Origin of the sequence: Rathayibacter sp. PhB151 (assembly GCF_004366415.1) — a bacterium.
In the GTDB taxonomy this organism is placed as follows: domain Bacteria; phylum Actinomycetota; class Actinomycetes; order Actinomycetales; family Microbacteriaceae; genus Rathayibacter; species Rathayibacter festucae.
Map to the genome: position 1 here is coordinate 438,437 of NZ_SOEN01000008.1, position 25,360 is coordinate 463,796.

Consider the following 25,360-nt stretch of genomic DNA (forward strand, 5'->3'; position numbering starts at 1 on the left):
GCGAGACGCCCACGGGGCTGCGGAACTGCTGCCGAACCACCACGGCGGGCCCTCCACTCGATCGCGGCCATGCTACCCGCTCGCCGGTCGGCTCCCGGGGCGCCCGGACACCATGCGCCGCGCGGCATACGCACGGGCGACACCCTGCCCGCGGCGGAGGGCGCTGACTACCCTGGGGGGATGGCTGACATCTTCGCGGTGATCGCGGACGGCACCCGCCGCGACATCCTCTCGCTCCTCCTGGAGCAGCGGATCGAGGGTGCCGGGGGCGCCGGCGGCATGAGCGTCTCGCGCATCGTCGCGAAGCTCGAGCTCAGCCAGCCGACGGTGTCCAAGCACCTCAAGGTGCTGCGCGAGGCGGGGCTCGTCACCGTCCGCGAGAGCGGGCAGCACCGCATCTACGCACTGCAGTACGGGCCGCTCGTCGCCGTCGAGGACTGGCTGCTGCCGTTCGGCGCGGCGGACGAGGCCGACGAGGGCGCCGCTGTGCTCGACGCGGCCGCGGCCGCCCGAGCCGAGTCGCTCGGGCGGGCGCTCGCCGACCGGACGCACCAGGTCAGCGCGGTGGTGCAGGACATCCAGCGCGGCGTGAGCGAGGGAGCGACGAAGGTCGCGGAGGCGCTGCGCATCCGCAAGTGAGGCCGCGTCGGTCGCCGCCAGGGGTGGCGCGACGGCGCGGATTCTCGTGGGGGGCCGCGTCGTGTAAGCTCGCGGGAGCCAGTTTTTCGTAAGCGGCCGTCCGTCGGGCGGTCGACCCCCTGAACGTTGTGAGGTCTTCGTGGGTTCTGTCATCAAGAAGCGTCGCAAGCGTATGGCGAAGAAGAAGCACCGCAAGCTGCTTCGCAAGACTCGTCACCAGCGTCGCAACAAGAAGTAGGCTCGCGCCTCTTCACCCTTCGAGCGTCCGCCCCTCTGGGGTCGGGCGCTCGTCTGCGTTTCCGGGCCCTTCGGCGTTCGGGCCGTCTGCGTTCGCGCCGTGCGCTCCCCGGCCCGATCGGCTCGCCGCGACGCGTCTACACTGACCGGGTGGATGTGGCACTGACTCTCGTGGGCAAGCCCGGCTGCCATCTCTGCGACGACGCCCGCGCCGTCGTGCAGCATGTCCTCGCCGAGCTCGCGGACGTGCCCGGAGCTCCGAGCGTCTCGCTCGCCGAGGCCTCGATCCTGGACGACGCCGAGCTGCACGAGCGGTTCGTCGAGGAGATCCCGGTCGTCCTGATCGACGGACGCGTGCACACCTACTGGCGCGTCGAGCCAGATCGCCTGCGCCGAGCCCTGCTCGAGCGCGCCTGACCGCCGCGCATCGGTGGGCTTCCGCCGTGATGCGAATGTTGTAGAAGGCCCCTCGGACGGGGGACTGGACTGCTGTCGAGCGGTGCCGGTTCGCGCATAGTCTCTTCACGGGGAGGCTCGCTCCCCGCGTTCGGGGTGCGTTCGGCGTCTCGCGGGGGAGGAACTTCCATGACTCGACAGCGTCTGCTGCAGCAGCGTCGCCGCTCCACGGCGTCCGCGCTCGCGCTCGCCCTGCTCCTCGCCGGGCTCGCGCTGCCCGCCTCGGCCCAGGCCGAGCCGCTGCCCGACCCTTCTCCGACGACCAGCGAGCCGGCACCGCCGGATCCCGTGTTGACCGATCCGGTGGTGCCCGTCGTGACCGAGCCGGGCCCGATCGATACGACGCCCACCGAGGAGCCGCCTCCCACGACCAGCCCGGGCACCGGTGAGCCGACGACCGATCCGGTCCCGGAGCCCGAGCAGACCACCGACCCGCCTGTCGGCACACCGGACCCCTCGCCTGAGACGACTGCCTCGCCCGAGACGAGCCCCTCGCCGGGAACGCAGCCCACGTCCGGCACTGGATCCCCTGCGACGTCCGACCCCACGCCGAGCTCAGGAGGGGGTGCTCCCGCTCCGGGCAACAACAACGGGAACGGCGGAAACGGCGGCGGCAACGGCGGCAGCGGCAGCGGCAGCGGCAACGGCGGCAGCGGAACCGGCGGAAGCGGCGGCACTGGAAGCGGCTCGAGTGGTGGCGGCGGCAACTCCCGCGGCACCGCGACCACCGAGGCCGGCACGACGGCGCCGCGCGCCTCCGCGCCCGGACGGACGCTGCTCTCGACCTCCGCGGCCGACCCCGCCGCGGCACCCGTCCCCGGTGCGGAGACCGTCGGCAGCCCTCCCGCCGTCTCGGTGTTCCTCACGCGTGACGCCGGAGTCGACCCCGGATCGCTGACCGTCGATCTCGCCCGCTTCTACGGGGTGGGCGTCGCCTACGCCGGGTTCCAGCGCGAGGAGAACGCCACGGCGACGCTGCGCGCTCCCGCCGGGACGGAGACCGCGCTGACGGTCGAGAACCGCCAGGACGGCGAGTCGACCAGCACCGGATCGGCCACCGTGCCCACCGCGGCACTCCTCTCCATCGGCACCTACACGGTCACGATCAGCGGCGACCGCGGCTCGTCCGCGACCAGCACCTTCGGGCTGACCGCCTCCTCCGCTCCCGGCATCCTCGTCGAGCCGCGCGAGTCCTCCAGCGCCGAGGCGGCCATGCCGCGCGGCGCGGTCTGGGGCTTCGGTCCGGTCGAGAGCGTCACCGTCGGCGCGTACACGACCGCCGGCGTCCAGGCCGACCTCGCGGCGGGCGACCTCGCGGTCCGCGTCGACGCGCTCGGCTGGTCCGACCTCGACCTCGGCGAGGCCGTCGTCGCGGAGCCCACGGCCGAGGTCTACTGCATCGTCGCGGTCGGCTCGATCAGCAAGCGCACCGCCGCGGTCACGGTCGCCTACCCGGCGGAGGGCTCCACCGCGACGGCTCCCGACGCCGCGCAGGTCTGCGGCATCGCGATCACCTCCGCCAAGGCCGGCACCGTGCCGCCCGCAGCCTCCAGCACCGGCGGGCTCTCGGCCGGGGTCGGGCTCACCATCGGCGCGGGCGTGCTCGTCGCGCTGCTCATCGCCGGCCTGGTGACCACCGTCGTCCTGCGCCGTCGCCGCGAGAACGACGACCTGCTCATCGGCGGACCGCTCCCGCACCCGACGGAGCAGTGAGGCGCTGCGCCCGGTGCGTGACGACAGTCTGATCGCGGCGCTGCACCGCGGTCGTCCTCGGACGATCGCGGCGGCGGCGGAGCTGGTCCACCTGGCGCCGGGCGACGTGCGGATCGCCGTCGACCGGTTCCGCGCTCTGGGGCTCCTCGGCGGCGAGGGCGAGGAGATCGCCTACGTCCCGCCCGCCGACTGGGCGGCCGACGCGGTCCTCCGGCACACCGTGGCGGCTCGCCGCGCCACGCTCGAGGCGCTGGACGGCATCGAGCGCCTCATCGGCGACCTGCCCTCGCTGCTCGGCGCGTGGTCGGTCGGTGCCGCCGCCGACGATCTCGTCCCCACGCTGCAGCGTCACGGGCCGCACGCCTCGGAGGACCTCTGGTTCGACCTCGTCCGCAGGGACTCCGGGACGCTGATCGCGGTGCTCCCGGACGTCCAGCGCTTCCTCGATCCGCCGACCGAGCGGGCGCTGCGCTTCGGCCAGGCGCTGGCGGCGAAGGACCGGGTGCGGGTCATCATCCCCGCCGAGGGCGTCCGGGACCCGCGGGTGCTCGCCCGGATCGAGGCGTACCAGAAGGCCGGGGTGGAGTACCGCCTGCTCGAGACGATGCCGAGCTGGTTCTGGGTCGACGGCGAGTACCTGGCCGTGCCGTTCGAGTGGGGCGAGACCCGGCCGACGAGCGTGCTGGGCGTGCGGCACGAGGCGCTCGCCGGACTCGTCAGCGCGTACTTCGAGCAGCTGTGGCGGCAGGCGCTGCCGGTCGATGCGGCCGAGCAGAGCTGGACGTCGCTGCTCCGGCTGATGCGGACGGGCCTCACCCTCGAGACGGCCTCGCACCGGTTGGGGATCAACCCGCGCACGGGCCGGCGCCGCATCTCCGCCGCGATGGAGCACTACGGCGCTCCGACTCTCTTCGCCCTGGGAGCGGCCTGGTCGGCGGAGGAGGGCCGGGCGGCCCCGGAGGGACCGGCCGAGCAGTAGCGGCGCGGCTCCGGTCCGGGCTTCCCGGCCCAGGTGCCGAGAAGGTCCCGACCACTCGGGGAGGGTTCGGGTCGCCCCCAGTGGTCGTCTGCGCCGACCAGGCAGTCCCCAGTGTCCGGAGTCGGGCCTCCCCGCCGCAAGCGCCGCTTGCGGACATGTCCGGAAGAGGGCGTCGGCTCCGCTCGACGAGCCGGCACCTTTCCTGCTGGTCGGGCAGCCCCGCAGGGCCTGCCCATGCTGGTCGAGTAGCTCCGCACGGGCGTCTCCCTGCTGGTCGAGTAGCCCCGCAGGTGCGTACCCATGCTGGTCGAGTAGCCCCGCAGGTGCGTACCCATGCTGGTCGAGTAGCCCCGCAGGGGCGTATCGAGACCCACGGTAGTTCGGTGGGTGGATCTCGATACGCCCTCTGCGAGGTCTACTCGATCAGCATGAGCCGCGCCGGCCGCTTGAGCTGCATGAGCTGCGCGGGCTGCTCACGGAGGCGTTGCCCGGTGCGCGGTCAGGCGGCGGCGGTGAAGCGCAGCAGGATCGTTCGGGCCTCCGGGCGCAGCTGGAAGTCGGGCCAGACGTCCGGGCCGCAGGCGCGCGAGCCGAGGCCGTGCTGGGCGGCGTCGATCGTGAGCACCGAGCGGGTCGAGGCGGGCAGCTCGTGCGGATGACCCGCCGCCGTCAGCTCGTGCGCGGTGTGGCGCGCGAGCGTGAAGCCGGGGAGCCGGCCGTGCAGGTCGGCCGCCGCCTCGATGCGCAGGCGAGCGGACCCGCCCTCGTTGAGGACCAGCTCCCGCACGGCGCTGCGGTGACCGTTCTCCTGCGGGCGCGCGTACTCCGTCTTCAGCTCGTCGATGCCGGCCGAGAAGCGGCCGACCCTGGTCGCGCGCATGCTGTCGGGGTATGACTCCCGCGGACCGGTGCCGAACCACTCCGCGCCGTCGACCGACGCCGGGAGGTCGAGCCGGATGCCCAGCCGCGGCCAGACCGAGCCCCAACCGCGGGTCGGCACCAGGTCGACGCGGAGGACGACCCCGTCGCCGTCGAGGCTCCAGTGCTCCTCGACGAGGAGCGCCGCGTCGAGGTCGGCGGCGGACCAGCGGGTGCGCCGGCGGACTCCCGCCGAGGTGTCGACCGACTCGACCCGGCCGACCAGCCGGTCCAGTCCCGCCTCGCGCCAGCGCGACGCGGAGGACGGCGCAGGCACGCCGTTGCCGTTGCCGGTGCGCGGGTCGCCCTCGGTGTAGGCGGGGAAGCCGTCGCCCTCGTCGTTGTCGGTCGGGGCGCGCCAGAGCTCGGCGCGCGGTCCGTCGACCGCCAGCCCGGCCAGCGCGGTGAGCCGGCCGTTCCGGAAGCTCGCGAGCCCCAGAGCGCCCTCGACGGAAGCGCCGCCGCGGGGCGAGCGGGCCCAAGCGGGCATCGGTGCGAGCGCGGAGAGACGGCGCTGACCGGTGGAGATCACGTGCCCCTCCTCGGCCCAGACGGTGCTCGACGCGAGCGCCGCGTCGACGGTCAGCCACGCCTCGCCGCCGGTCGGCACGTCGAAGACGGGCAGCGCCAGGCGCGCGGAGCCGCCGGCCGCGATCGCGGGAGCGTCGAGCACGCCCTCCGCGGTGACCCGGCCGTCGAGCTCGACCCGCCACGCGAAGCGCAGGTCGGCGGTCGACGCGTCGTGACGCCTGTTCTCGACCAGCACGGCGTCGGGCTCGACCGTGACGCGCACCGGCGCCACGATCTGCTTCCACTCGAACAGCCCCGGACTCGGCGTGCCGTCGGAGAGGACCATGCCGTCCATCACGAAGTTGCCGTCGTGCACGACCTCGCCGAAGTCGCCGCCGTAGGCGTAGTACTCGACGCCCTCGGGCGTGCGAGCGCGCAGGCCGTGGTCGCGCCACTCCCAGACGAAGCCGCCGTGCAGCCGCGGGTAGCGGTCGACGAGGTCCTCGTACTGGTCGATCGCTCCGGGCCCGTTGCCCATCGCGTGCACGTACTCGCAGAGCAGGAACGGCTTCGAGCGCTGGCGCGCCGACTCGCCGGCCGAGCAGCCGAGCAGCGGCGTGCGCGAGTCGTCGCGGCCGATCTGCTCGGTCTCGGGGATCGACGAGTACATCCGCGAGTACACGTCGGTGTAGGCGCCGGTGTAGTCGCCCTCGTAGTGCACGGGGCGCTCGGGGTCGCGGCCGTGCACCCAGGAGGACATCGCGGCGAGGTTCGCGCCGGTGCCGGCCTCGTTGCCGAGCGACCAGATCACGATGCTCGGGTGGTTCTTGTCGCGCTCGACGGTGCGCTCGATCCGGTCGAGGTAGGCCTCGCGCCAGGCCGGGTCGTCACTGGGGTTGCCCTTCCAGCCGTAGCGCTCGAAGCCGTGGGTCTCGAGGTCGCACTCGAGGATCACCCAGAAGCCCAGCTCGTCGGCGAGGTCGAGCAGGCGCGGGTGCGGCGGGTAGTGGCTGGTGCGGATCGCGTTGACGTTGAACCGCTTCATCATCGCGAGGTCCGCGCGGGCGAACTCCTCGTCGAAGGCCCGGCCGCGGTCGGGGTGCGTCTCGTGGCGGTTGACGCCGTGGAAGACGACGCGCTCGCCGTTCACCAGGAAGCGGTCGCCGCGGATCTCGACGGTGCGGAAGCCCAGGCGGAGCGAGACCGTTTCTCCCGAGGAGGCGACTTCGGCGTCGTAGAGCCGGGGCGCCTCCGCCGACCACGGCTCGACGGCCGGCACCTCGATCGGAGCGACCTCGCCGGCGCTCGCCCAGACCGTCTCGATGCCGAGCTCGGGGACGCGGAGGGTGACCGGGAAGGCCGCGTCGCCCGCCGTCAGCTCGGTCTCGATCCGGCCCGCGCCGGCGTCGAAGGCGGCGCGCACGAAGACGTCCTCGACGCCGCCGACGGGGCGGGCGATCAGGTGCACCGAGCGGAAGATCCCCGGCAGCCACCACTGGTCCTGGTCCTCGACGTAGCTCGCGGCGGACCACTGGTGCACGCGGACGACGACGAGGTTCTCACCCGGCCGCACCGCCTCGGTGACGTCGAACTCCTGCGCGAGCCGGCTGCCCGAGCCGATGCCGATCTCGACGCCGTTGACCCAGACGCGGTAGCGCGACTCGACGCCGTCGAAGCGGAGCACGACCGCCTCGGCGCCGGCGAAGGACTGCGGCAGCTCGAAGCTGCGGCGGTGGTCGCCGGTCGGGTTCTCGTCCGGGACGAACGGCGGCTCGGTCGGGAAGGGGAACTGCACGTTCGTGTAGGCGGGGAGTCCGTAGCGCCCGTCGCCCTGGAGGACCCAGTGCGACGGGACGGGCAGCACGTCCCAGCCGGAGTCGTCGAAGGACTCCGCCCCGACGTCGTCCACCCCCTCGCCCACGGGCAGCGCATCGGCGCCGCCGGGCGTTCCCGGCGCCGCGGGCAGCAGGCGGAAGCGCCAGTCCCCGTCGAGCGACAGCGTCGGTGCGTCGGTGTGCAGCCACGAGCGGGCGGCGCGGCGGCGGCCGGAGCCGGGGCCGGTATCGGTGAGGTAGTGGGAGGACGTCGGGGCGAGGGTCACTTGACGGATCCTTCGGTCAGGCCGCCGCGCCAGAAGCGCTGCAGCACGATCATGGCGATGGCGAGCGGGATGATCGACAGCAGGACGCCGCCGGTCGTGAGCTCGTAGAACTCGGGCAGCCGGTCCACCTGGCTGAGCCAGTTGTTCAGGCCGAGGGTGATCGGGAAGAGCTCGGTGTCCGAGAGCATCACGAGCGGCAGGAAGTAGTTGTTCCAGATCCCGACCAGCTGGAAGAGGAACACGGTGACCAGCGCCGGCGTGAGGATCCGCAGCCCGAGGGTGTGGAAGATCCGCAGCTCGCTCGGGCCGTCGATCCTGGCCGCCTCGATGATCGCGGTGTCGACCGTCGCCTGCGCGTAGATCCGGCAGAGGAACAGGCCGAACGGCGAGACCAGCGAGGGGATCAGCACGCTCCAGTAGGTGTTGGCGATGCCCATCTGGCTGAAGAGCAGGAACAGCGGGAGCGCGGTGGCGGTGCCGGGGACGAGGACGCCGGCGAGGATCGTGCCGAAGACGAGCTTGCTGCCCTTGAACTCGTACTTCGCCAGCGCGTAGCCGCCCGCGGCCGCGAGGTAGGTCGCGAGCAGTGCGCCGACGCCCGCGTAGAGCACGGAGTTGAGGAACCAGCGGACGAAGATGCCGCCGTCGTAGGTCAGCACCTGGCCCAGGTTGTCCCAGAGCGCGAAGGTCGGTGCGAACCAGAAGCCGTAGGTGGCGAAGAGGTCGCCCGTGGTCTTCGTCGCGGCGACGACGACCCAGTAGACCGGGATCAGGAAGTAGATCGCGACGACGACGAGGATCGCGGTGACGATGATCGTCGAGGCGCGGTTGCGCCCGGCCGAGCGGTCGGGGCCGCGGCCGGCCTTCGCGGGCCGTTCTGCGGTGACGATGCCGGTGGTCGTGGGCGCATCGGCGGTGGCGCGCTCCGTCGTGCTCATGAGGACTTCCTGTTCGAGATCGAGAGGAACGTGAAGGAGAGGGCGAACGCGACGAGCGCGATCAGCACGGCCTGCGCGGCGGCGACGTTGTAGTCGTTGTAGGCGAAGGCGGTGGTGTACGCGCTGAGGTTCGGCGTGTACTGGCTGTCGATCGCGGGCGCGACCGTCTTCAGCACCTGCGCCTCGGCGAAGAGCTGGAGCGTGCCGATGATCGAGAAGATCGTCGTGAGCACCAGGGCCGGGCGGATCAGCGGGAGCTGGATGCTCCGCGCGACCCGCCAGGTGGAGGCTCCGTCGACCTTCGCGGCCTCGTAGAGCTCGACCGGGATCGACTTCAGCTGAGCGACGATGATCAGCATGTTGTAGCCGGTGTAGCTCCAGAGCGAGATGTTCGCGATCGACCAGAGCACCGAGTTCGCGCCGAGGAAGTCGGGGTCGAGGCCGACCACGTTCGCCGCGTCGATGATCGGGCTGAGCCCGGGCACGTAGAGGAAGGACCACAGGATCGTGGCGATGACGCCGGGCACGCCGTAGGGCAGGAAGTACGCGGCGCGGAAGAAGCCGGGGAAGCGCGCGGAGGCGGACTCGAGCATCAGGGCGAGCACCGTGCAGAGCGCGATCATGATCGGCACCTGCACGATGCCGAAGAGGAACATCCGGCCGATCGAGGCGATGAAGTTGCCGTCGGCGAGGGCCTGCGCGTAGTTGTCGAAGCCGGCGAAGCCGCTGGTCACGCCCGCCTCGCCGAAGAGGCCCGAACGGGTCACCTTCGTGAAGCTCGAGCCGATGGCGACGACGATCGGGATGATGAAGGTGAGGACGAAGAGCGCCAGGAACGGCGCGAGCAGGATCCACGGGGCGCGGGTGACGGAGCGGCTCCGCTTCGAGGCGCCCGGCGCCTTCGAGGTGGCCGCGACCGCGGCGGCGGCGGGGGAGGTCGTGGTGGTCATGCGGAGGCCTTCCTGATGCTGAGGCCCTTGTTCTGGAAGACCGTGATGATCTGCTGCTCCGCCTGCGCGACGGCGTCGACGAGCGAGAGCCCGGACGCCTTCTTGCGGAAGCCGTCGCTGAGGATGTTGAACGACTGCTGCGTCACCGGCCACCAGGACCAGTCCGGGTTCTGCTCCGTGGCCGCGGGGACGAAGACGTCCTCGTTGTAGTTCTGGCCGCTGAAGAAGTCGCTCGGACCCTTCCGGACCGAGCCGATCTCGCCGACCGCCGGGGACCAGCCGATGCCGCTGTTGGCGATCATCGCGTCGATGCCCTCCTGCGAGGTGGTCATCCAGACGGCGAACTCGAGGGCCTCCTTCGGGTGCTTGCTGTTCGCGAAGACCGCGGCCGTCGAGCCGCCGAGGAAGCTCGAGCCGTAGCCCGCGCCCTCCCAGACCGGCATCGGCGCCGCGCGCCACTTGCCGGCGCCGCCGCTGACGCCCTCGATCAGCGCATCGCCCCAGCTCGCGGTGGTGCAGGAGGCGATGCCGCCGTTCGCGGCGGCCGCGAACCAGGCGGGGGAGTAGGCGCCGTAGCCGACCTCGACCAGGTCCTGGTCGATCGCGGTGTCGAAGAAGGCGGCGACCTTCGTCGTGGCCTCGTCGGTCATGTCGATGACCCAGCCGTCCTCCTCCGCCTTCAGCCACTGCGCGCCGGCCTGCGTCGCGAAGGCGGCGAAGACGGAGGCGTCGGCGAGCGGGAAGCAGTCGATGTAGGAGTCGACGCCGCGCAGCTCGGTCGCGACCGCGGCCCAGTCGTCCCAGGTGGTGGGCGTCTCGGCGCCGACGCTGTCGAAGATCTCCGGCTGGTAGAACAGCGCCATCGGGCCGCTGTCCTGCGGGATCCCGTAGACGCCGCCGGTGTAGCTGACCTGGCCCCAGAGAGTGGGGTCGTAGCGGTCGGCGTACTCCTCGGCGCCGTAGCGGTTGAGGTCCACGAGGCCGTTGACGAGCAGGAACTCGGGGAGCGAGCGCATCTCGACCTGGCCGAGATCGGGGCCGCCGCCGGCCGCGAGGGCCGAGTAGAGCTTCTGATAGCCGCCGGCGTTGCCGCCGGGGATCCAGACCGCGTCGACCTGGACCTCGGGGTGCGAGGCGTTCCAGACGTCGCAGACCTTCTGCAGGTCCTTGAGCCAGGCCCAGTACTGGAGCCGGATCGGCCCACTGGCCGCCGGGATCGCCGCGCCGGCGTTGACCGAGACGGTGCCGGGCGTGGAGCAGGCGGTGAGGCCGCCGAGTGCCGCGGTGCCGAGGCCCGCGGCGAGCAGCTGTCGCCGGGTGAACGGATGCATGTGTCCCTCACTTCATCGTGGTGGAGTCCGGGACCAGTCCGCCCGGCTGATCCGGACGCTACCACAATTTCGAGTGCGTACTCGAAATTGGTGGGCGGCATCGCTCGGTCGCTCCGAGCGCGCGCTACGCTGGGCGATCGACCGGCTGCGCAGCCGGCACTTCGAGGGCGAGGAGCGGCCGATGGCGGAGGCGGGCACCACCCGGAGCGCGCGCCGCGGCCCCTACGCGAAGTCGGCCGAGCGCCGGCGCGCGATCATCGAGGCGGCGCACGCGGTCTTCGCCGCCCGCGGCTACGCCCGCGGCTCGCTGCAGGACGTCGCCGACCGCGTCGGGCTCAGCCAGACGAGCCTGCTGCACTACTTCCCGTCCAAGACCGACCTGCTGCTGGCCGTGCTGCAGCACCGCGACCGGATCACCGGCGACGGCTCGACCCCTGTCGATCCCGAGGAGGGGCTCGTCGAGGGCATCGTCCGCCAGACCCGCTACAACGAGACGGCGCCCGGCGTGATCGAGCTCTACGCGGTGCTCTGCGGGGAGTCGACGACCGACGAGCACCCGGGGCGCGACTTCTTCGCGTCGCGCTTCCAGCGGCTGCGCGCGGACTACGCCGGCCAGCTCCGGGAGCTGCGCACCGCGGGCCGGCTGCGCGAGGGCGCGGATCCGGACCGGGTCGCCGCGTCGATCATCGCGCTCTGGGACGGCATCCAGCTGCAGTGGCTGCTGGAGAACGACGCGGTCGACATGGTGGCCTGCCTGACCGACTACCTCGACCTGATGATCCTGCCCGCGCCGTAGGCTCCGGGCATGACTCTCACCCAGGACTCGGGCTGGCTCTGGTTCGGACTCGCGATCGTCACGGCCGGTCTCGCGGAACAGAAGGGCCGCTCGCGCTGGCGCTGGTTCGTGCTCGGGCTGCTGCTCGGCCCGATCGCCACGGCGCTCGTCGTGCTCTGGGCACGACCCGAGGCCGGGGTGGCGACGGACGTGCGCTGGAACTTCGCGATCGGCGCCGGCGTCGCCGCGGTGGCGCTCGCGCTCGTCGCCGTGACGTCGGCGCTCTGGCTGCTGCTCGTCCCCGCGGCGGTCGCGGCGCTCGTCGCCGGCCTGCTCGCCTGGCTCAGCCGCCGCGTCCCGTACGAGCGCCTGCCCCGCTGACGCGCGGATCTCGATACGCCCTCTGCGAGGGCTACTCGATCAGCAGGGGACGAGACCCCGGCGCCTACGGCAGCAGGCGCGTCGGGCCGCGGAAGAGGTAGGTGACCTCGCGGAGGTTGGCCTGCCCGAGCATCAGCATGATGACGCGGGAGAGGCCCATGCCGAAGCCACCGTGCGGGGGGACGCCGTAGCGGAAGAAGTCGAGGTAGAACTCGAGCTCCTCCGGCTCCAGGCCCTTCTCGCGCGCCTGCTCGACGAGGACGTCGACGCGGTGCTCGCGCTGCGCGCCGGTGGAGATCTCGACGCCGTTGTAGATGAGGTCGTAGCTGTTGGTGATCGTCCCGTCGCCCTCGCGGCGCATGTGGTAGAACGGCCGGATGCTCGAGGCGTAGTCGGTCAGGAAGACGAAGTCGTGGCCGAACTCCTCCTGCACGTAGGCCGCGATGCGGCGCTCGCCCTCGGGGTCCATGTCGTCGTCGGCGCGGGGCACCTCGTAGCCGCGCTCGGCGACGATCCGCTTGGCCTCGGCGAGCGGGATGCGCGGGAACGGCGTGGTCGGCACGCGCAGGTCGATGTCGAAGAGCGCCTTGATCGCCTCGCCGTGCTTCTCGACGACCGCGGTGAGGCCGGCGACGATGAGCTGCTCGTGCAGCTCCATCACGTCCTCGTGCGAGTCGATCCAGGAGACCTCGGCGTCGACGCTCGTGAACTCGGTCGCGTGCCGGGAGGTGAAGCTGGGGTCGGCGCGGAACGCGGGCCCGACCTCGAAGACCTTGCCGAAGCCGGCCGGCTGCGCCATCTGCTTGAAGAACTGCGGGCTCTGCGCGAGGTACGCCTTGGTCTCGAAGTACTCGACCTCGAAGAGCTCGGCGCGCGACTCGGAGGCGCTCGCCATCAGCTTCGGGGTGTGGATCTCGATGAAGTCGTGCTCGATCCAGTACGTGCGCAGCGCGTGCTCGAACGTGGTCTGCACCCGGGCGATGAGGTTCTGCTCGGGGCGGCGCAGGTCGAGGAAGCGCCAGTCCATCCGCTTGTCGATGCCGGAGTCGGCCGCGATCGGCGCCTCGGGGATCGACGCGCTGACGATCTCGAGCGACTCGAGCTTGACCTCGAGGCCGCCGAGCTTGACGCGCTCGTCGTGCTTGAGCTGACCGGTCACGCTCACGAACGAGCCCTGCGCGAGTCCGGAGATCGCCTCGGTGATCGCGAGCTTCGCGGCGGAGGCGTCGTCGCCCTCGACCGCCTCGCGGACGGCCGGGTTCACCAGCTGCACGGCGCCGGACTCGTCGCGGAGGACGACGAACTGCACCTTCTTCTGGTCGCGCACGGTCTCGACCCAGCCGGCGACGCGCACCGGGCCGTCCTCGAGGGCGGCGAGCTTGCTGACGGTGGTTCGGGGGAGGCGGGTCTCGTCGGTCACGGTAGGGGAGTCTACTCGGGGCCCGCCGCGGGCGCCCCGTCGGCGCCGGTCAGCGGCTGCCGCGGGCTCCCTCGACCGTGCTGCCGCGGACGATCAGCGTCGGCTCGAGCACCTCGTGCCGGTGCTCGTGCTCCGGCCCGTGCAGCAGCTCGTCCAGCAGCAGCCGGATCGCGGCCGCCCCCATCGCCTCGCCGGGCTGAGCCAGGGTCGTGATCGGCACGAGGCTGTCCCAGGCGGAGCGGTTGTCGTCGTAGCCGGTGATGGCGAGATCGACCGGGAGCCGGATGTCCGACTCCGACAGGATCGACTGCACGATGCCGAGCGCGAGCAGGTCCGCCGCCGCGACGATGCCGTCCGGGCGGTCCTCCGGTGCGCGGGCGGCGATCAGGTGGCCGAAGCGGCGGCCGTCCTCCACCTGCACCTCGGCGGTCGGATCCAGCTCGAGCGAGACCGCGCCGTTCGTCTCGGCGATCGCGCGCTCGACCCCGCGCAGGCGCTCGCGGACGGGGTTCGCGATGCTCGGGTCACCGGCGAAGGCGAGCCGGCGGCGGCCGAGGTCGATCAGGTGCCGCGCGGCGAGGTAGCCGCCGTGCTCGTCGTCGGCGCTGACCGTGCAGGCGCCGTCGACGGCGGCGTCGTTGAGCAGCACGACCCGTCGCCCGCCGCGGCGCTCGGCGACGACGTCGGGCGCCGTCCCCGGCAGCGGGGCCAGGAGGATCCCGGCGACCTGCTCCTCGGTGAAGAGATCGAGGTAGGTGCCCTGCTTGGCCGCGCGCATGTCGGCGTTGCCGAGCACGACGCTCATCCCCGCGGCCTCGGCGGCGTGCTCGGCACCGCGCGCCATGTCCAGGAAGAAGGAGTTGCTGAGGTCGATCACGACGAAGCCGACGGTGCTGCTCGTCCCCGCGGCCAGCGCGCGGGCCGCGCGGTTGGGGGTGAAGCCGAGCTCGTCGATCGCCCGCTGCACCCGCTCGCGCGTCGCCGGCGCGACCAGCAGCGGTCGGTTCACCACGTTCGAGACGGTCCCGAGTGCGACTCCCGCCAGGCTGGCGACGTCCTGCATGCGGGCGGGCGGGCGCCGCGCGGGCGAGCTCTCTGCCGCGGTCATCCCTGCCTCCGTCGCGTCCGCCGTCCGGCGGTCGGAGGTCACGGTATCAGCGCGCTCGGCACGGCGAGGCCCGCGGCCGGGAGCGATCCCGACCGCGGGCCGTGGTGGCGGGAGCGCCTAGGGGATGCGCACCGTGGTCGTGCGCGACGCGTCGACGGAGCCGCCGACCGACACGGTGTACGTGCCGCGGGCGGCGACCCAGGAGTCGCTCTTCACGTCCCAGTACTGCAGGAGGCGCAGGTCGGCCACGTCCTTGGCCGAGAGCGAGACCTTCACGGTCTTCGACTCGCCGGGCTGCAGGGTCACCCGCTCGAAGCCGACCAGGCGCTGCGCCGGCTCACCGGTCGAGCTCGGGAGGGTGAGGTACGCCTGCGCGACCTCGGTGCCCGCCCGGTCGCCCGAGTTCGTCACGCGGAAGGAGATGTCGATCCCGATGTCCTTGATGCCGAACTTCGCGGACCTGTCGAACGTGATCGTCGGCGTCAGCTTCGCCTTCGCGTAGTCGAAGGTCGTGTAGGAGAGGCCGTGGCCGAACGCGAAGAGCGGCTCGATCCCCTGCGACTCGTACCACTTGTAGCCGACCGCGAGTCCCTCGGCGTAGTCGACCTGGCGGATCTCGGTGCTCCCCGCGGGGCGCTCCGTCGATCCGTCGGCGAAGACGCCGGGGTACTGCGCGGGAGTGCTCGCGGGGACGTCCGCGAGCGACTTCGGGAACGTCATCGGCAGCTTGCCCGAGGGGTTCACGTCGCCGAAGAGCAGGCCCGCGAGTGCCGGGCCGACCTGCTCGCCGCCGTACCAGGCCTCGAAGACGCCCGAGACGCTGTCGAGCCAGGGCATCTCCACCGCGGAGCCGGTGTTCAGCACCACGACGGTCGACGGGTTCGCCGAGGCGACGGTCTCGATCAGCGCGTCGCCGTTGCCGGCCAGGCGCAGGTCGGCCAGGTCGTTGAACTCGCCCATCCGCTGGTAGCCGAAGACGATCGCGACGTCGGCGGCTGCAGCGGTCGCGGCGGCGCTCGCCGGATCGGTGCCCGGGTCGAAGACGACGCTCGCGCCGGCCGCGGCGGCCCGCTCGCGGATCGCGGTCTCGGGGGAGACCAGGTCCTCGCAGTTCAGCGTGCCGGCGTTGTTGAAGCGCCAGGCCATGCTGCAGACCGAGGCGGCGCTGATCCCGTCGGTGACCGTGCTCGACGCCGTCGCGCCGATGACGGCGATCGTGGCGCCCTTCTCGACCGAGAGGGGCAGGACGCCGTCGTTCTTGAGCAGCACCGTGCCCTGCTCCGCGAGCGTCCGGGCGACGGCCTTGTGCTCCGCGGTGGAGGCGTCCGCCACGGGCGTCGTCGGCACCGGGTTGTCGAAGAGCCCGCCGCGCACGTAGGCCGCGACGACCCGCTTCGCCGCCGCGTCGATGTGGTCCTGGGTGATCTCGCCGGCCGCGAGCGCGGCGTCGAGCAGGGCGGGAGTGTAGAAGCGCGGCCGGTTGAGCTCCTGGTCGAGTCCGGCGACGAGCGAGGCCGCCGTCGAGTGCACGGCACCGAAGTCCGAGACCACGTAGCCGTCGAAGCCGAGGTCGTCCTTGAGGTTCGTGGTCAGCAGCGGATTCTCGCAGGCGTAGACGCCGTTGATCTGGTTGTAGGAGCACATGACGCTCTCGGGCGAGCTCTTGCTCAGGGCGATCTCGAACGGCAGCTCGTAGACCTGCTTGAGCGTGCGCTCGTCGGCGTTCGAGGAGCTGGTCTGCCGGTCGAGCTCCTGCTCGTTCGCGACGTAGTGCTTGAGGTCCGAGATCACCGGCTTGTCCGGGTTGCCGTCCTCGAGGCCGTTCACGGTCGCGGCCGTGAGCAGACCGGTGAGCAGCGGATCCTCGCCGAAGTACTCCGGCGTGCGTCCGGAGCGCGGGTCGCGCCCACCGGCCAGGCCGGGGCCGAGCACGCCGTTCTTGCCCTTGTCGAAGGCCTCGGCGCCCTGGGCCGCGCCCTTCTGCTCGGCGAGCGCCGTGTTCCAGGTCGCTGCGACCGAGATCGGCGCGGGGAAGGCGGTCACGCCCTCGGTGAAGCGGACCCCGTCGGGGCCGTCGGTGTACGTGACGAGCGGGGTGCACGGCACCTGCACCGGGTACTCGACCCCGGAGAAGACCGTCTGCTGAGGCGCGTTGGCGGGCTGCTCCACCAGCCAGCGGTACTTCTGCTGCGGCGAGCTCGCGGCGAGCAGCGCGTCGGCGCGCTGCTCGGGGGTCTTCGAGGCGTCCATCCACGGGACGCTCGAGCAGTCGACGGCGGCGGCGGGGGCGGTCGCGCCGACGAAGGTCGGAGCGGTCAGGGCGAGCGCGGTGGCGGCGACGAGCGCCCACCGTCCCCGCCGGCGCGCGGGGCGCGGCACGTTCATCGGTCGCAGGGGCTTCAGTTGCATGTGCTGATCCTCACCATTGAGTCGATCGAAGTCCTGAAGCGCTTCAATCTGAGCACACACTAAGGAGCCGCGCAGGGCGGTGTCAACGGATCGCGGCTCCGCGAGTGTCGCGAGACGCCTCCGGAGCGGACGGCTCAGCGCACGATCCCCAGGCCGCGGGCCGCCGAGACGGCCGCCGTGCGGGAGGCGACGCCCAGCTTCGCGAACACGTGGGCGAGGTGCGACTTGACGGTGGTCTCGGTCACGAACAGACGGGCGGCGACCTCGGTGTTGCTGAGGCCCTGGGCGACGAGGGCGAGCACCTCGGTCTCGCGGGCGCTGAGCCGCGGGGCGGGGGAGCGGAGCCGCTCGAACAGTCGCGCGGCGACGGCGGGGGCGAGTGCGCTCTCGCCGGCGGCGGCCGCGCGGATCGCCGCGAGCAGCTCCTCCGGCGGCGCGTCCTTGAGCAGGTAGCCGCTCGCGCCGGCCTCCACCGCGCCCAGGATGTCCGCGTCGGTGTCGTAGGTCGTCAGGACGAGGACGGAGGGCGGCTCGGGGGAGGAGCGCAGCGCCCGCGTCGCGTCGACGCCGGTCTCGCGGTCGGTGCCGAAGCGCAGGTCCATCAGCACCACGTCCGGGAGCAGGCGGGCGGCGGCGTCGATCGCCTCCGCGGGGGAGCCGGCCTCGCCGACCACGGTCAGCCCGTCCTCCGCGCCGATCAGCGCGCGCAGCCCCGCGCGGACGATGGGGTGGTCGTCGACGAGGAGCACGCGGATCACGGGGCGCCTCCCGCGGGGAGCGCGGCGCGGACCGTCGTCCCGGCCGGCGACGAGTCGACGTCCAGCCGCCCGCCGAGCTGCTCGGCGCGCTCGCGCATCGCGCGCAGGCCGAAGGAGTCGGGTCGCGCCGAGGGAGTGTCCGCCTCGGGATCGAAGCCGGTCCCGTCGTCGGCGATCTCGAGGCGGGCGGTGCGCCCGTCGCTGCGGAGCGTCAGCGCGACCGTGCTCGCTCCCGAGTGCTGCAGCGCGTTCGCGACCGCGCCCTGGGCGAGCCGGAGCAGCGCCGTCTGCGTCTGCATCGGCAGCGCGCGACCGTCCTCGGCGTCGACCGTCACGACGACTCCCGAGCGCTCCCAGTGCGTGGCGGCCAGTCGCCGCAGCGCTCCGTCGATGCTCTCGTCGTCGAGCGCGGGCGGCGCGAGCTCGCGGATGAAGCGCCGGGTCTCGTCCAGATCCGCCGCGGCCGTCTCCCGGGCGAGACGGACGTGCTCGATGCCCGGCCGCCCGGGGTCCGCGCGCTCGGCCGCATGCAGCAGCATCTGGATGCTCGACAGGCCCTGCGCGACGGTGTCGTGGATCTCGCGGGCCAGCCGCGAGCGCTCCTCGGCGACGGCGGCCGCGCGCTCGCTCGCGCCGAGCCGGTCGCGGGTGGCGAGCAGCTCGGCGTGCAGCTCCTCCCGCTCGCGCGCCTCCCGGGCGAGGGCGCGCGCGGCGAGGCCGATCAGGATCGCGATCCCGGCGGCGATCACCGGGCCGACGACCCCGCCGATGCTCCAGCGGCCGTCCCAGCCGAGGGCGGCGACGGCGATGCCGGTGAGCCCGAGCACCGCGGCGATCGACGCTCGCGGGGGCAGCACGTGCATCGCCAGGAAGAACAGCGGGAACGCGAGGTAGGCGGCGTCGGACTCGAGCAGGACGAGAGCGGCCCAGGCGAGGTTCACTCCCGCTAGCCACAGCATCCCGCGGCGGCGCGAGCGGGCCGTCCAGCGCGGCCCGGCGAGGTACGCGCCGAGCAGGAGGAGGCAGAGCAGGAGCACCGCCGGGGTGCGCGGCGCCGGCTCGACGACCGTGCGCACGGCGACCAGGGCGAGCAGGCCGCCGACCAGGAGGTGCAGTCCCGCGCGCAGTCCCGTCAGGACGGGGGCGAGCGGAGTGTGCGGCACGGGGGAACGCTACGCACCGCGGGGCTGCCTGTCATCGTGCGAAAGGAGGAGGCGGCCGTCCCTCGAAGAGCGGGCGGCGAGCCCGGTCGACCGCACGATGTGCCGGAACCGCGCCGCTTCCAGGCTGGAGGGGCCGCCGATCCCCGCGGCATCGACTCCCTGGAGGTCCCCGTGTTCGTCGCCTGGCGCGAGCTGCGTTCCGCACGCGGCCGATTCCTGCTCATCGGCGCGGTGGTCGCGCTGCTCACCCTCCTGGTGGGGTTCCTCTCCGGCCTGACCGGCGGTCTGGCCCTGCAGAACGTCTCGGCGGTGCTCGGCGTCCCCGCCGACCGCCTCGTCTTCTCGGCCGGCGACGACGCACCCTCGTTCGCCGACTCCTCGGTCACCGCGCAGCAGGAGGCGGAGTGGGCGGCGCTCCCGGGCGTCGCGTCCGTCGAGCCGCTCGGCGTGCTGCAGGCCCGGGCGGAGGCGGGCGGTGCGCGCGTCGCGGTCGCCGTCCTCGGCGTCGACGCGGCGCTCGGGGCGCCGGCCGACCCGGGCGGCATCGCGCTCTCGGCGCCGGCGGCGAGAGCGCTCGGCGTCGGAGTCGGCGACACCGTGAGCATCGCGGGCACCTCCGCCGTCGTCTCCTCGATCGGCGGCGACGACTGGTACAGCCACACCCCCGTGGTCCGCCTGCCGCTCGACGCCTGGCAGGCGCTCGCGGCCTCGCTCGGCACACCGGCCGACGCGACCGTCCTCGCGGTGCGCGGCTCGCCGGACTGGGCGGCGGGGGAGGCGGCGACCGGCACGGTCTCGCGCGCTCCGCTCGCCGCGCTCACCGCGATCGGGTCGTTCCGGTCCGAGATCGGCTCGCTGCTGCTGATGGTCGCGATGCTCTTCGGGATCGCCGCGCTGGTCGTCGGCGCGTTCTTCACGGTCTGGACGATGCAGCGCTCCGGAGACATCGCCGTGCTGAAGGCCCTCGGCGCGTCGACGCGCTCGCTGCTCCGGGACTCCCTCGGCCAGGCCCTCGTCGTGCTGATCGCCGGGACGGGCGCGGGGCTGCTCGCCGTGGTCGGGCTCGGGAGCCTCGCCGGCTCCGCCCTGCCCTTCCTCCTCAGTCCTGTGACCACGCTGGCCCCGGCCGCCCTGATGATCGCGCTGGGGCTGCTCGGCGCCGCCGCGGCCCTGCGCGCCGTGGTCTCCACCGACCCCCTCACCGCACTCGGGAGCGCACGATGATCGAACTGCAGGACGCCACGCTCACCTTCGACGACGGCGGCTCGCGCCTCACCGCCGTCGACCGGGCCGACCTCGAGTGCCGGCCGGGCACCGTGACCGGGCTGACCGGCCCGAGCGGCTCCGGCAAGTCCAGCCTGCTCGCCCTGGCGGCGACCCTGATCCGCCCGGACTCCGGCCGCGTGCTGATCGACGGCGACGACGTGTCGCGCCTGTCCCGCGCGGGGGCGGCCCGGCTGCGCCGATCCCGGATCGGCATCGTCTTCCAGCAGGCCAACCTGCTGCCCGCGCTGACCGCCCGCGAGCAGCTGGTCGTGATGGACCGGCTCGGCGACAAGCGGCGGAGCTCGGCGTCGGCGCGGGCGGACGAGCTGCTCGCGGAGGTCGGCCTCGCGGACCGCGCCCACGCCCGCCCGGCGCAGCTCTCGGGCGGTCAGCGGCAGCGGGTGAACATCGCCCGCGCGCTGATGAACGCGCCGTCGGTGCTCCTGGTCGACGAGCCGACGAGCGCGCTGGACACCGAGCGCGGCGCGGCGATCATCGACCTGATCGTCCGCCTCACCCGGGAGCGCGGCACGGCGACGCTCCTGGTGACGCACGAGGAGGCGCACCTCCCGCGACTCGACCGCGTCGCGACGATGCGGGACGGGCGGTTGTCGGCGGGCGAGCCGTGCGCCGCGGTGCCGGCCGGTCGGCGGTCCGCGGCGCGGTAGCGTCGCCCGCATGAGCACCGCACTGATCACCGGAGCGTCCACCGGCATCGGGGCCGCGTTCGCGCGCGCCTTCGCCCGCCGGGGATTCGACCTCGTCCTCGTCGCCCGCGACCGGGGCCGGCTCGAGGAGGCGGCCGCCGCCTTCCGCGCGCTCGGCGCCCCGCACGTCGAGGTGCTGCCCGCCGACCTCTCCGACCGTGAGGACGTCGAGCGGGTGCGCGTCCGGCTCGTCGATCCCGAGCGGCCCGTCCGGGTGCTGGTCAACAACGCCGGCTTCGGGATCGACGGCAGCTTCGCCGAGCCCGACGTCGCGGCGCAGGACGAGGCGTTCGAGGTGATGGTCCGCTCCGTGTCCGTGCTCTCCGGCGCCGCCGCGCAGGCGATGGTCGGCCGAGGGCGCGGGGCGATCCTCACCGTGTCGAGCGTCGCCGGCTTCGTGCACCTCGGGCCGTACTCGGCGATCAAGGCCTGGGCGACCGCCTTCACCCAGTCGCTGGCGGTGGAGCTGCGCGGCACGGGCGTGCGGGCCGCGGCGCTCTGCCCGGGCTGGGTGCGCACCGAGTTCCACGAGCGCGCGGCGATGGACACCGCCTCGATCCCCTCCTTCCTCTGGCTGGACGCGGACGCGGTGGTCGAGGAGTTCCTGCGCGACGTGGCGCGCGGCTCGGTCGTCTCGATTCCCTCCTGGCGGTTCGGCGTGCCGATCAGTGTGGTCCGCCACCTGCCCGGCTCCCTAGTGCGGCGGCTCTCCGCGGCGGTGAGCGCGCGGCGCTGACCGCCCGCTGCAGCCGAGCGCGGCACAGGTGCGGATCGCCCGTCCCTATTCCCGGCGTTCCTCCACGCGGCGTTCCGTACACTTGACGCTCGTGGTTGCCGATCAGATCCATCTCGTGCGGCACGGCGAGGTCTTCAACCCCGACCGGGTCCTCTACGGGCGACTCCCGCACTTCCGGCTCTCCGACCTGGGCAACCGGATGGCGCGCGCCGCCGCCGACGACCTGCTCGAGCGCCGCCGCCCCGTCACGGCGCTGTTCGCCTCGCCGCTGCAGCGCACCCAGGAGTCTGCCCAGCCGATCTCGCAGGCATTCGAGCTCGAGATCGTCACCGACGAGCGCCTGATCGAGCCGACCAACCGCTTCGAGGGCAAGCGCGTCGCCGCTCGCAACTCGGCGCTCAAGGACCCGCGCAGCTGGCCGCTGCTCCGCAACCCCTTCGAGCCCAGCTGGGGCGAGCCCTACCTCTCCATCTCGGCGCGGATGTACGCCGCGCTCGAGTCCGCCTGGCAGGGCACGGCCTCCGGCGACGCCGCGCTCGTCAGCCACCAGCTGCCGATCTGGACGACCCACCGCGCGATCGCGGGGGAGAAGCTCTTCCACGATCCGCGCAAGCGCCGCTGCGCGCTCTCGAGCATCACCACCTTCGAGCGCCGGGGCGACCGCTTCGTCGAGGTCGGCTACTCCGACCCGGCGGCCGGCCTCCAGGGCCTCGCGACCGACGTCGGAGCGGTCTGATGCGCCGCACCCGCGCGCTCGGCGTGCTCGTGCTCGTCGGCGCCCTCGCACTGAGCGGCTGCACCCGCGACAAGCTCGCCGAGGACTACCGGCAGGGCACCAACAACGGCTTCATCTCCGGCGACGGCACGATCACGGAGGTCCCGGTCGATCAGCGGGGCGAGGCGATCGAGTTCACCGGGACCGACGAGGACGGCGAGACCATCGACTCGGCCGATCTCGCCGGCCGGGTCGTCGTCGTCAACTTCTGGTACGCCAGCTGCGCTCCCTGCCGCGCTGAGGCGGCGGACCTCGAGCAGGTCAACAGCGAGTTCGCCGGTCAGGACGTCTCGTTCGTCGGCGTGAACGTGCGCGACCAGGCGCCGACGGCCGCCTCCTTCGCCGCCGACTACGGCATCAGCTACCCCTCGATCGTCGACACCGACTCCTCGGTGCAGCTCGCCTTCACCGGCGACGTCCCGCCGAACGCGGTGCCGACCACGATCGTCCTCGACAAGGAGGGCCGGGTCGCCTCGCGCATCCTCGGTCAGCTGCAGGAGGCGTCGATCCTCTCGACGCTCGTGGGCGACACGCTCGCGGAGTCGGAGTAGCGCGGTGAGCGAGGTCGTCATCAGCGGCCAGCTCCTCCTCGCGGTGCCGATCGCGCTGCTGGCCGGGCTCGTCTCATTCGCGTCGCCCTGCGTGCTCCCGCTGGTGCCGGGGTACCTCGCCTACGTCGGCGGCTTCACCGACGCCGACGAGCGCGCCGCCCGGGGCCGCCGCCGCATCGTGCTGGGCGTGCTGCTGTTCGTGCTCGGCTTCTCGCTGGTCTTCGTGCTCTTCGGCGTCGCCGCCGGCTCGATCGGCTTCTGGCTGCGCGCCTACGCCGACGTGATCACCCGCGTGCTCGGCGTCTTCGTCATCGCGATGGGGCTGGTCTTCATCGGCCAGCTCTCCGTCCTGCAGCGCACGATCCGTCCCGGCTTCCGCCCGGCGACCGGGCTGATCGGCGCCCCGCTGCTCGGCATCGTCTTCGGCGTCGGCTGGACCCCCTGCCTCGGCCCGACGCTGACCTCGATCCTCGCCCTGAGCTACGGCGCCGGCTCGCCCTGGCGCGGTGCGCTGCTGACGGTCGTCTACTGCCTCGGCCTCGGCATCCCCTTCCTCCTGGTGGCGTTCGGCTTCAGCTGGGTGACCACCACCCTCGCGTTCGTGAAGCGCCACATCCGCGTCATCAACATCGCCGGCGGCGTCGCCCTCGTCCTGATCGGAGTCCTGATGGTCACGGGCCTGTGGAACACCCTCGTCTACGGAGCACTCTTCGAGGTGATCAATGGCTTCCAGCCCGCGCTCTGAGTCCGACTCGAGCACCGAGCCCGACTCGAGCACCGACGCCTCGGCAGGCGCCGACGCGACCCAGCGGAAGGTGGACGCGTCCTTCCGCCCCGCCGACCACTTCGACTCCGACGGCTCGATCACGCAGCCGACCCTCGGCTTCACCGGCTGGGTCCGCTGGATGTGGCGCCAGCTCACCAGCATGCGGACCGCGCTGTTCCTGCTGCTGCTGCTCGCGATCGCGGCGGTGCCGGGCTCGCTCGTGCCGCAGCGCTCCTCCGACCCCAACGGCGTCACCCAGTACTTCGTCGACAACCCGGACCTCGCGCCGCTGCTCGACAAGGTCCAGGCGTTCGACACCTACACCTCGGCGTGGTTCTCGAGCATCTACCTGCTGCTGTTCGTCTCGCTGATCGGCTGCATCATCCCGCGGACGAAGCACCATTTCGAGGCGATGCGCTCGCGGCCGCCGCGCACCCCCGCGCGCCTGCAGCGTCTGGCCGGCTACACCGTCCGTGAGGTCGAGGGCGCGAGCGAGGAGGAGGCCATCGCCTCCGCGCAGGCCGTCCTTCGCCGGGCGGGCTACCGCACCGAGCGCCACGACGACCCGCGCGGCCGCTGGTCGAGCGTCTCGGCCGAGCGCGGCTACCTCCGCGAGACCGGCAACCTCGTCTTCCACTCCGCCCTGGTCGGCATCCTCCTGGCCGTCGGCATCGGCGGCGGCTTCGGCTACAGCGGCCAGCGCGTGCTGGTCGAGGGCTCGCAGGGCTTCGCCAACAACCTGGCCGGCTACGACTCCTTCAACCCGGGCCGGTTCTTTGACAGCAGCCAGCTCGACCCGTACCAGCTGAGCCTCGACTCGCTCGACGTGCAGTACGAGGAGCAGAACCAGCAGGCGCTCGGCCAGCCGGTCGACTTCACGGCGCACGTGACGACCACGCAGCGCGACGGGGACTCCTCCGACGAGACGATCAAGGTCAACGACCCGCTCGCGGTCGGCGGCACCAACGTCTACCTGCTCGGCAACGGCTACGCGCCGACGATCACGGTGCGCGACCCCTCTGGGAAGGCGATCTTCACCGACTCCGTGCCGTTCCTCCCGCAGGACGCGAACCTCACCTCGGTCGGCGTCGTCAAGGTGACCGACGGCCTCGCCGAGCAGGTGGGGCTCACCGGCTTCTTCTACCCGACCCAGGACGAGCTGGCCTCGGGAGCATCGACCTCGATCTTCCCGGACCTGCAGTACCCGGTGCTCTCGCTCAATGTCTTCGAGGGCGACCTCGGCCTCGACGGCGGCGTGCCGACCTCGGTCTACGTCTTGAACACCGACTCGCTCACCCGCCTCACCGGCGGGCAGACCGGGGTGCCGTCGATCACGCTCAAGCCGGGCGACTCCGCCGAGCTGCCCAACGGCCTCGGCACGGTCACCTTCGACAACGTCGGAGCCGACACCTCCGTCGTCGGGACGGACAGCGTCAAGCGCTTCGCCTCGTTCGACATCCACCACGACGCGACCCAGGGCTGGGTGCTGCTCTTCGCGATCCTCGTGCTCGCGGGGCTGCTCACCTCGCTGTTCGTGCCGCGGCGCCGGGTGTGGGTGAAGGCGACGAGCGGGGCCGACGGCGGGCTGACGCTCGAGTACGCCGGGCTCGCCCGCGGCGAGGACCCGCAGCTGACGCGCGCGGTCCGGACGATCGCCGACCGGCACGCGCCGCTCGACCAGCCCTGAGGCGGGCCGGCGCTGACGCTGCCGGCACTGACGCCGGTCGGCCCTGACGGCGGCCGGCACCGGACTCCTCCGGGGCCGCGGTCAAG

At 72.8% G+C, this 25,360-nt stretch carries 23 protein-coding genes; 14 read left to right on the top strand and 9 right to left on the bottom strand.

The features are described 5' to 3' along the window. Window positions 1-180: 180 nt before the first annotated feature. The 5 genes from EDF35_RS15710 (at window position 181) to EDF35_RS15730 (ending at window position 4,024) form a co-directional block, all read left to right on the top strand. Window positions 181-639 carry a metalloregulator ArsR/SmtB family transcription factor gene (locus tag EDF35_RS15710; protein WP_133963003.1) on the top strand — a complete coding sequence of 153 codons (459 nt, stop codon included), beginning with the start codon at window positions 181-183 and terminating at the stop codon, window positions 637-639. A gap of 139 nt (window positions 640-778) precedes the next feature. Continuing rightward, the gene (locus EDF35_RS15715; protein ID WP_003792170.1) at window positions 779-877 is read left to right on the top strand and encodes an AURKAIP1/COX24 domain-containing protein; all 99 of its coding nucleotides are present in this window, start codon (window positions 779-781) and stop codon (window positions 875-877) included. Between the two features lie 149 nt (window positions 878-1,026). Then, window positions 1,027-1,293, top strand: coding sequence for a glutaredoxin family protein (locus EDF35_RS15720; RefSeq protein WP_133963004.1), 267 nt, complete (start codon window positions 1,027-1,029; stop codon window positions 1,291-1,293). Window positions 1,294-1,461: 168 nt separating this feature from the next. Further along, on the top strand, window positions 1,462-3,045 hold the full coding sequence (locus tag EDF35_RS15725; protein WP_133963005.1) for a hypothetical protein: 1,584 nt from the start codon (window positions 1,462-1,464) through the stop codon (window positions 3,043-3,045). Window positions 3,046-3,058: 13 nt separating this feature from the next. After that, window positions 3,059-4,024, top strand: coding sequence for a hypothetical protein (locus EDF35_RS15730; RefSeq protein WP_133963006.1), 966 nt, complete (start codon window positions 3,059-3,061; stop codon window positions 4,022-4,024). A gap of 499 nt (window positions 4,025-4,523) precedes the next feature. Here the strand turns inward: EDF35_RS15730 and EDF35_RS15735 are convergent, their stop codons facing one another. The 4 genes from EDF35_RS15735 to EDF35_RS15750 are packed head-to-tail and all read right to left on the bottom strand — an operon-like array spanning window position 4,524 to window position 10,772. Next, entirely contained in the window at window positions 4,524-7,553 is a 3,030-nt protein-coding gene (locus EDF35_RS15735; protein WP_133963007.1) for a glycoside hydrolase family 2 TIM barrel-domain containing protein, read from the bottom strand. After that, on the bottom strand, window positions 7,550-8,491 hold the full coding sequence (locus tag EDF35_RS15740; RefSeq protein WP_133963008.1) for a carbohydrate ABC transporter permease: 942 nt from the start codon (window positions 8,489-8,491) through the stop codon (window positions 7,550-7,552). Before EDF35_RS15740 ends, EDF35_RS15735 begins: the two co-directional genes overlap by 4 nt. Beyond that, window positions 8,488-9,441 (bottom strand): sugar ABC transporter permease, encoded by a 954-nt coding sequence (locus EDF35_RS15745; protein ID WP_123732826.1) that lies wholly within the window; start codon window positions 9,439-9,441, stop codon window positions 8,488-8,490. The genes EDF35_RS15740 and EDF35_RS15745 overlap by 4 nt, the downstream gene beginning before the upstream one ends. Further along, the gene (locus tag EDF35_RS15750; protein WP_123732827.1) at window positions 9,438-10,772 is read right to left on the bottom strand and encodes an extracellular solute-binding protein; all 1,335 of its coding nucleotides are present in this window, start codon (window positions 10,770-10,772) and stop codon (window positions 9,438-9,440) included. Before EDF35_RS15750 ends, EDF35_RS15745 begins: the two co-directional genes overlap by 4 nt. 73 nt (window positions 10,773-10,845) lie before the next feature. Between EDF35_RS15750 and EDF35_RS15755 the strand changes: the two genes are divergently transcribed. Together EDF35_RS15755 and EDF35_RS15760 are read left to right on the top strand one after the other, a co-directional pair. Then, window positions 10,846-11,568, top strand: coding sequence for a TetR/AcrR family transcriptional regulator (locus tag EDF35_RS15755; protein ID WP_243840014.1), 723 nt, complete (start codon window positions 10,846-10,848; stop codon window positions 11,566-11,568). 9 nt (window positions 11,569-11,577) lie between these two features. Beyond that, entirely contained in the window at window positions 11,578-11,928 is a 351-nt protein-coding gene (locus EDF35_RS15760; RefSeq protein ID WP_123705359.1) for a hypothetical protein, read from the top strand. Window positions 11,929-11,992: 64 nt separating this feature from the next. Here EDF35_RS15760 and aspS read toward each other — a convergent pair whose 3' ends face one another. From aspS to EDF35_RS15785, 5 genes are all read right to left on the bottom strand, one after another. Then, entirely contained in the window at window positions 11,993-13,348 is a 1,356-nt protein-coding gene (gene aspS / locus EDF35_RS15765; RefSeq protein WP_243615965.1) for an aspartate--tRNA(Asn) ligase, read from the bottom strand. A gap of 49 nt (window positions 13,349-13,397) precedes the next feature. Next, the gene (locus EDF35_RS15770) at window positions 13,398-14,456 is read right to left on the bottom strand and encodes a LacI family DNA-binding transcriptional regulator (RefSeq protein ID WP_123705358.1); all 1,059 of its coding nucleotides are present in this window, start codon (window positions 14,454-14,456) and stop codon (window positions 13,398-13,400) included. A gap of 117 nt (window positions 14,457-14,573) precedes the next feature. After that, window positions 14,574-16,865: a glycoside hydrolase family 3 C-terminal domain-containing protein gene (locus tag EDF35_RS15775; RefSeq protein WP_208323083.1), complete on the bottom strand. Its 2,292-nt coding sequence runs from the start codon at window positions 16,863-16,865 to the stop codon at window positions 14,574-14,576. A 134-nt stretch (window positions 16,866-16,999) separates the two neighbouring features. Continuing rightward, complete coding sequence (locus tag EDF35_RS15780; protein ID WP_133963009.1) at window positions 17,000-17,623, bottom strand: response regulator transcription factor; 624 nt, start codon at window positions 17,621-17,623, stop codon at window positions 17,000-17,002. Beyond that, entirely contained in the window at window positions 17,620-18,786 is a 1,167-nt protein-coding gene (locus tag EDF35_RS15785; protein WP_133963010.1) for a sensor histidine kinase, read from the bottom strand. Before EDF35_RS15785 ends, EDF35_RS15780 begins: the two co-directional genes overlap by 4 nt. Before the next feature lie 171 nt (window positions 18,787-18,957). On the opposite strand from EDF35_RS15785, the gene EDF35_RS15790 reads away from it, so the two are divergent. The 7 genes from EDF35_RS15790 (at window position 18,958) to EDF35_RS15820 (ending at window position 25,274) form a co-directional block, all read left to right on the top strand. After that, entirely contained in the window at window positions 18,958-20,010 is a 1,053-nt protein-coding gene (locus EDF35_RS15790; RefSeq protein WP_133963011.1) for an ABC transporter permease, read from the top strand. Continuing rightward, window positions 20,007-20,720: an ABC transporter ATP-binding protein gene (locus EDF35_RS15795; protein WP_133963012.1), complete on the top strand. Its 714-nt coding sequence runs from the start codon at window positions 20,007-20,009 to the stop codon at window positions 20,718-20,720. The genes EDF35_RS15790 and EDF35_RS15795 overlap by 4 nt, the downstream gene beginning before the upstream one ends. Before the next feature lie 10 nt (window positions 20,721-20,730). Continuing rightward, entirely contained in the window at window positions 20,731-21,495 is a 765-nt protein-coding gene (locus tag EDF35_RS15800) for an SDR family NAD(P)-dependent oxidoreductase (RefSeq protein WP_133963013.1), read from the top strand. Between the two features lie 91 nt (window positions 21,496-21,586). Next, a complete protein-coding gene (locus EDF35_RS15805) occupies window positions 21,587-22,231 on the top strand; it encodes a histidine phosphatase family protein (RefSeq protein ID WP_123446605.1) in 645 nt (214 codons plus the stop codon). Then, window positions 22,231-22,821, top strand: coding sequence for a TlpA disulfide reductase family protein (locus EDF35_RS15810; RefSeq protein ID WP_123446604.1), 591 nt, complete (start codon window positions 22,231-22,233; stop codon window positions 22,819-22,821). The genes EDF35_RS15805 and EDF35_RS15810 overlap by 1 nt, the downstream gene beginning before the upstream one ends. 4 nt (window positions 22,822-22,825) lie before the next feature. Then, complete coding sequence (locus EDF35_RS15815) at window positions 22,826-23,566, top strand: cytochrome c biogenesis protein CcdA (protein WP_123446603.1); 741 nt, start codon at window positions 22,826-22,828, stop codon at window positions 23,564-23,566. Next, window positions 23,544-25,274, top strand: coding sequence for a cytochrome c biogenesis protein ResB (locus EDF35_RS15820; protein WP_133963014.1), 1,731 nt, complete (start codon window positions 23,544-23,546; stop codon window positions 25,272-25,274). Before EDF35_RS15815 ends, EDF35_RS15820 begins: the two co-directional genes overlap by 23 nt. The last annotated feature ends 86 nt before the right edge of the window (window positions 25,275-25,360 follow it).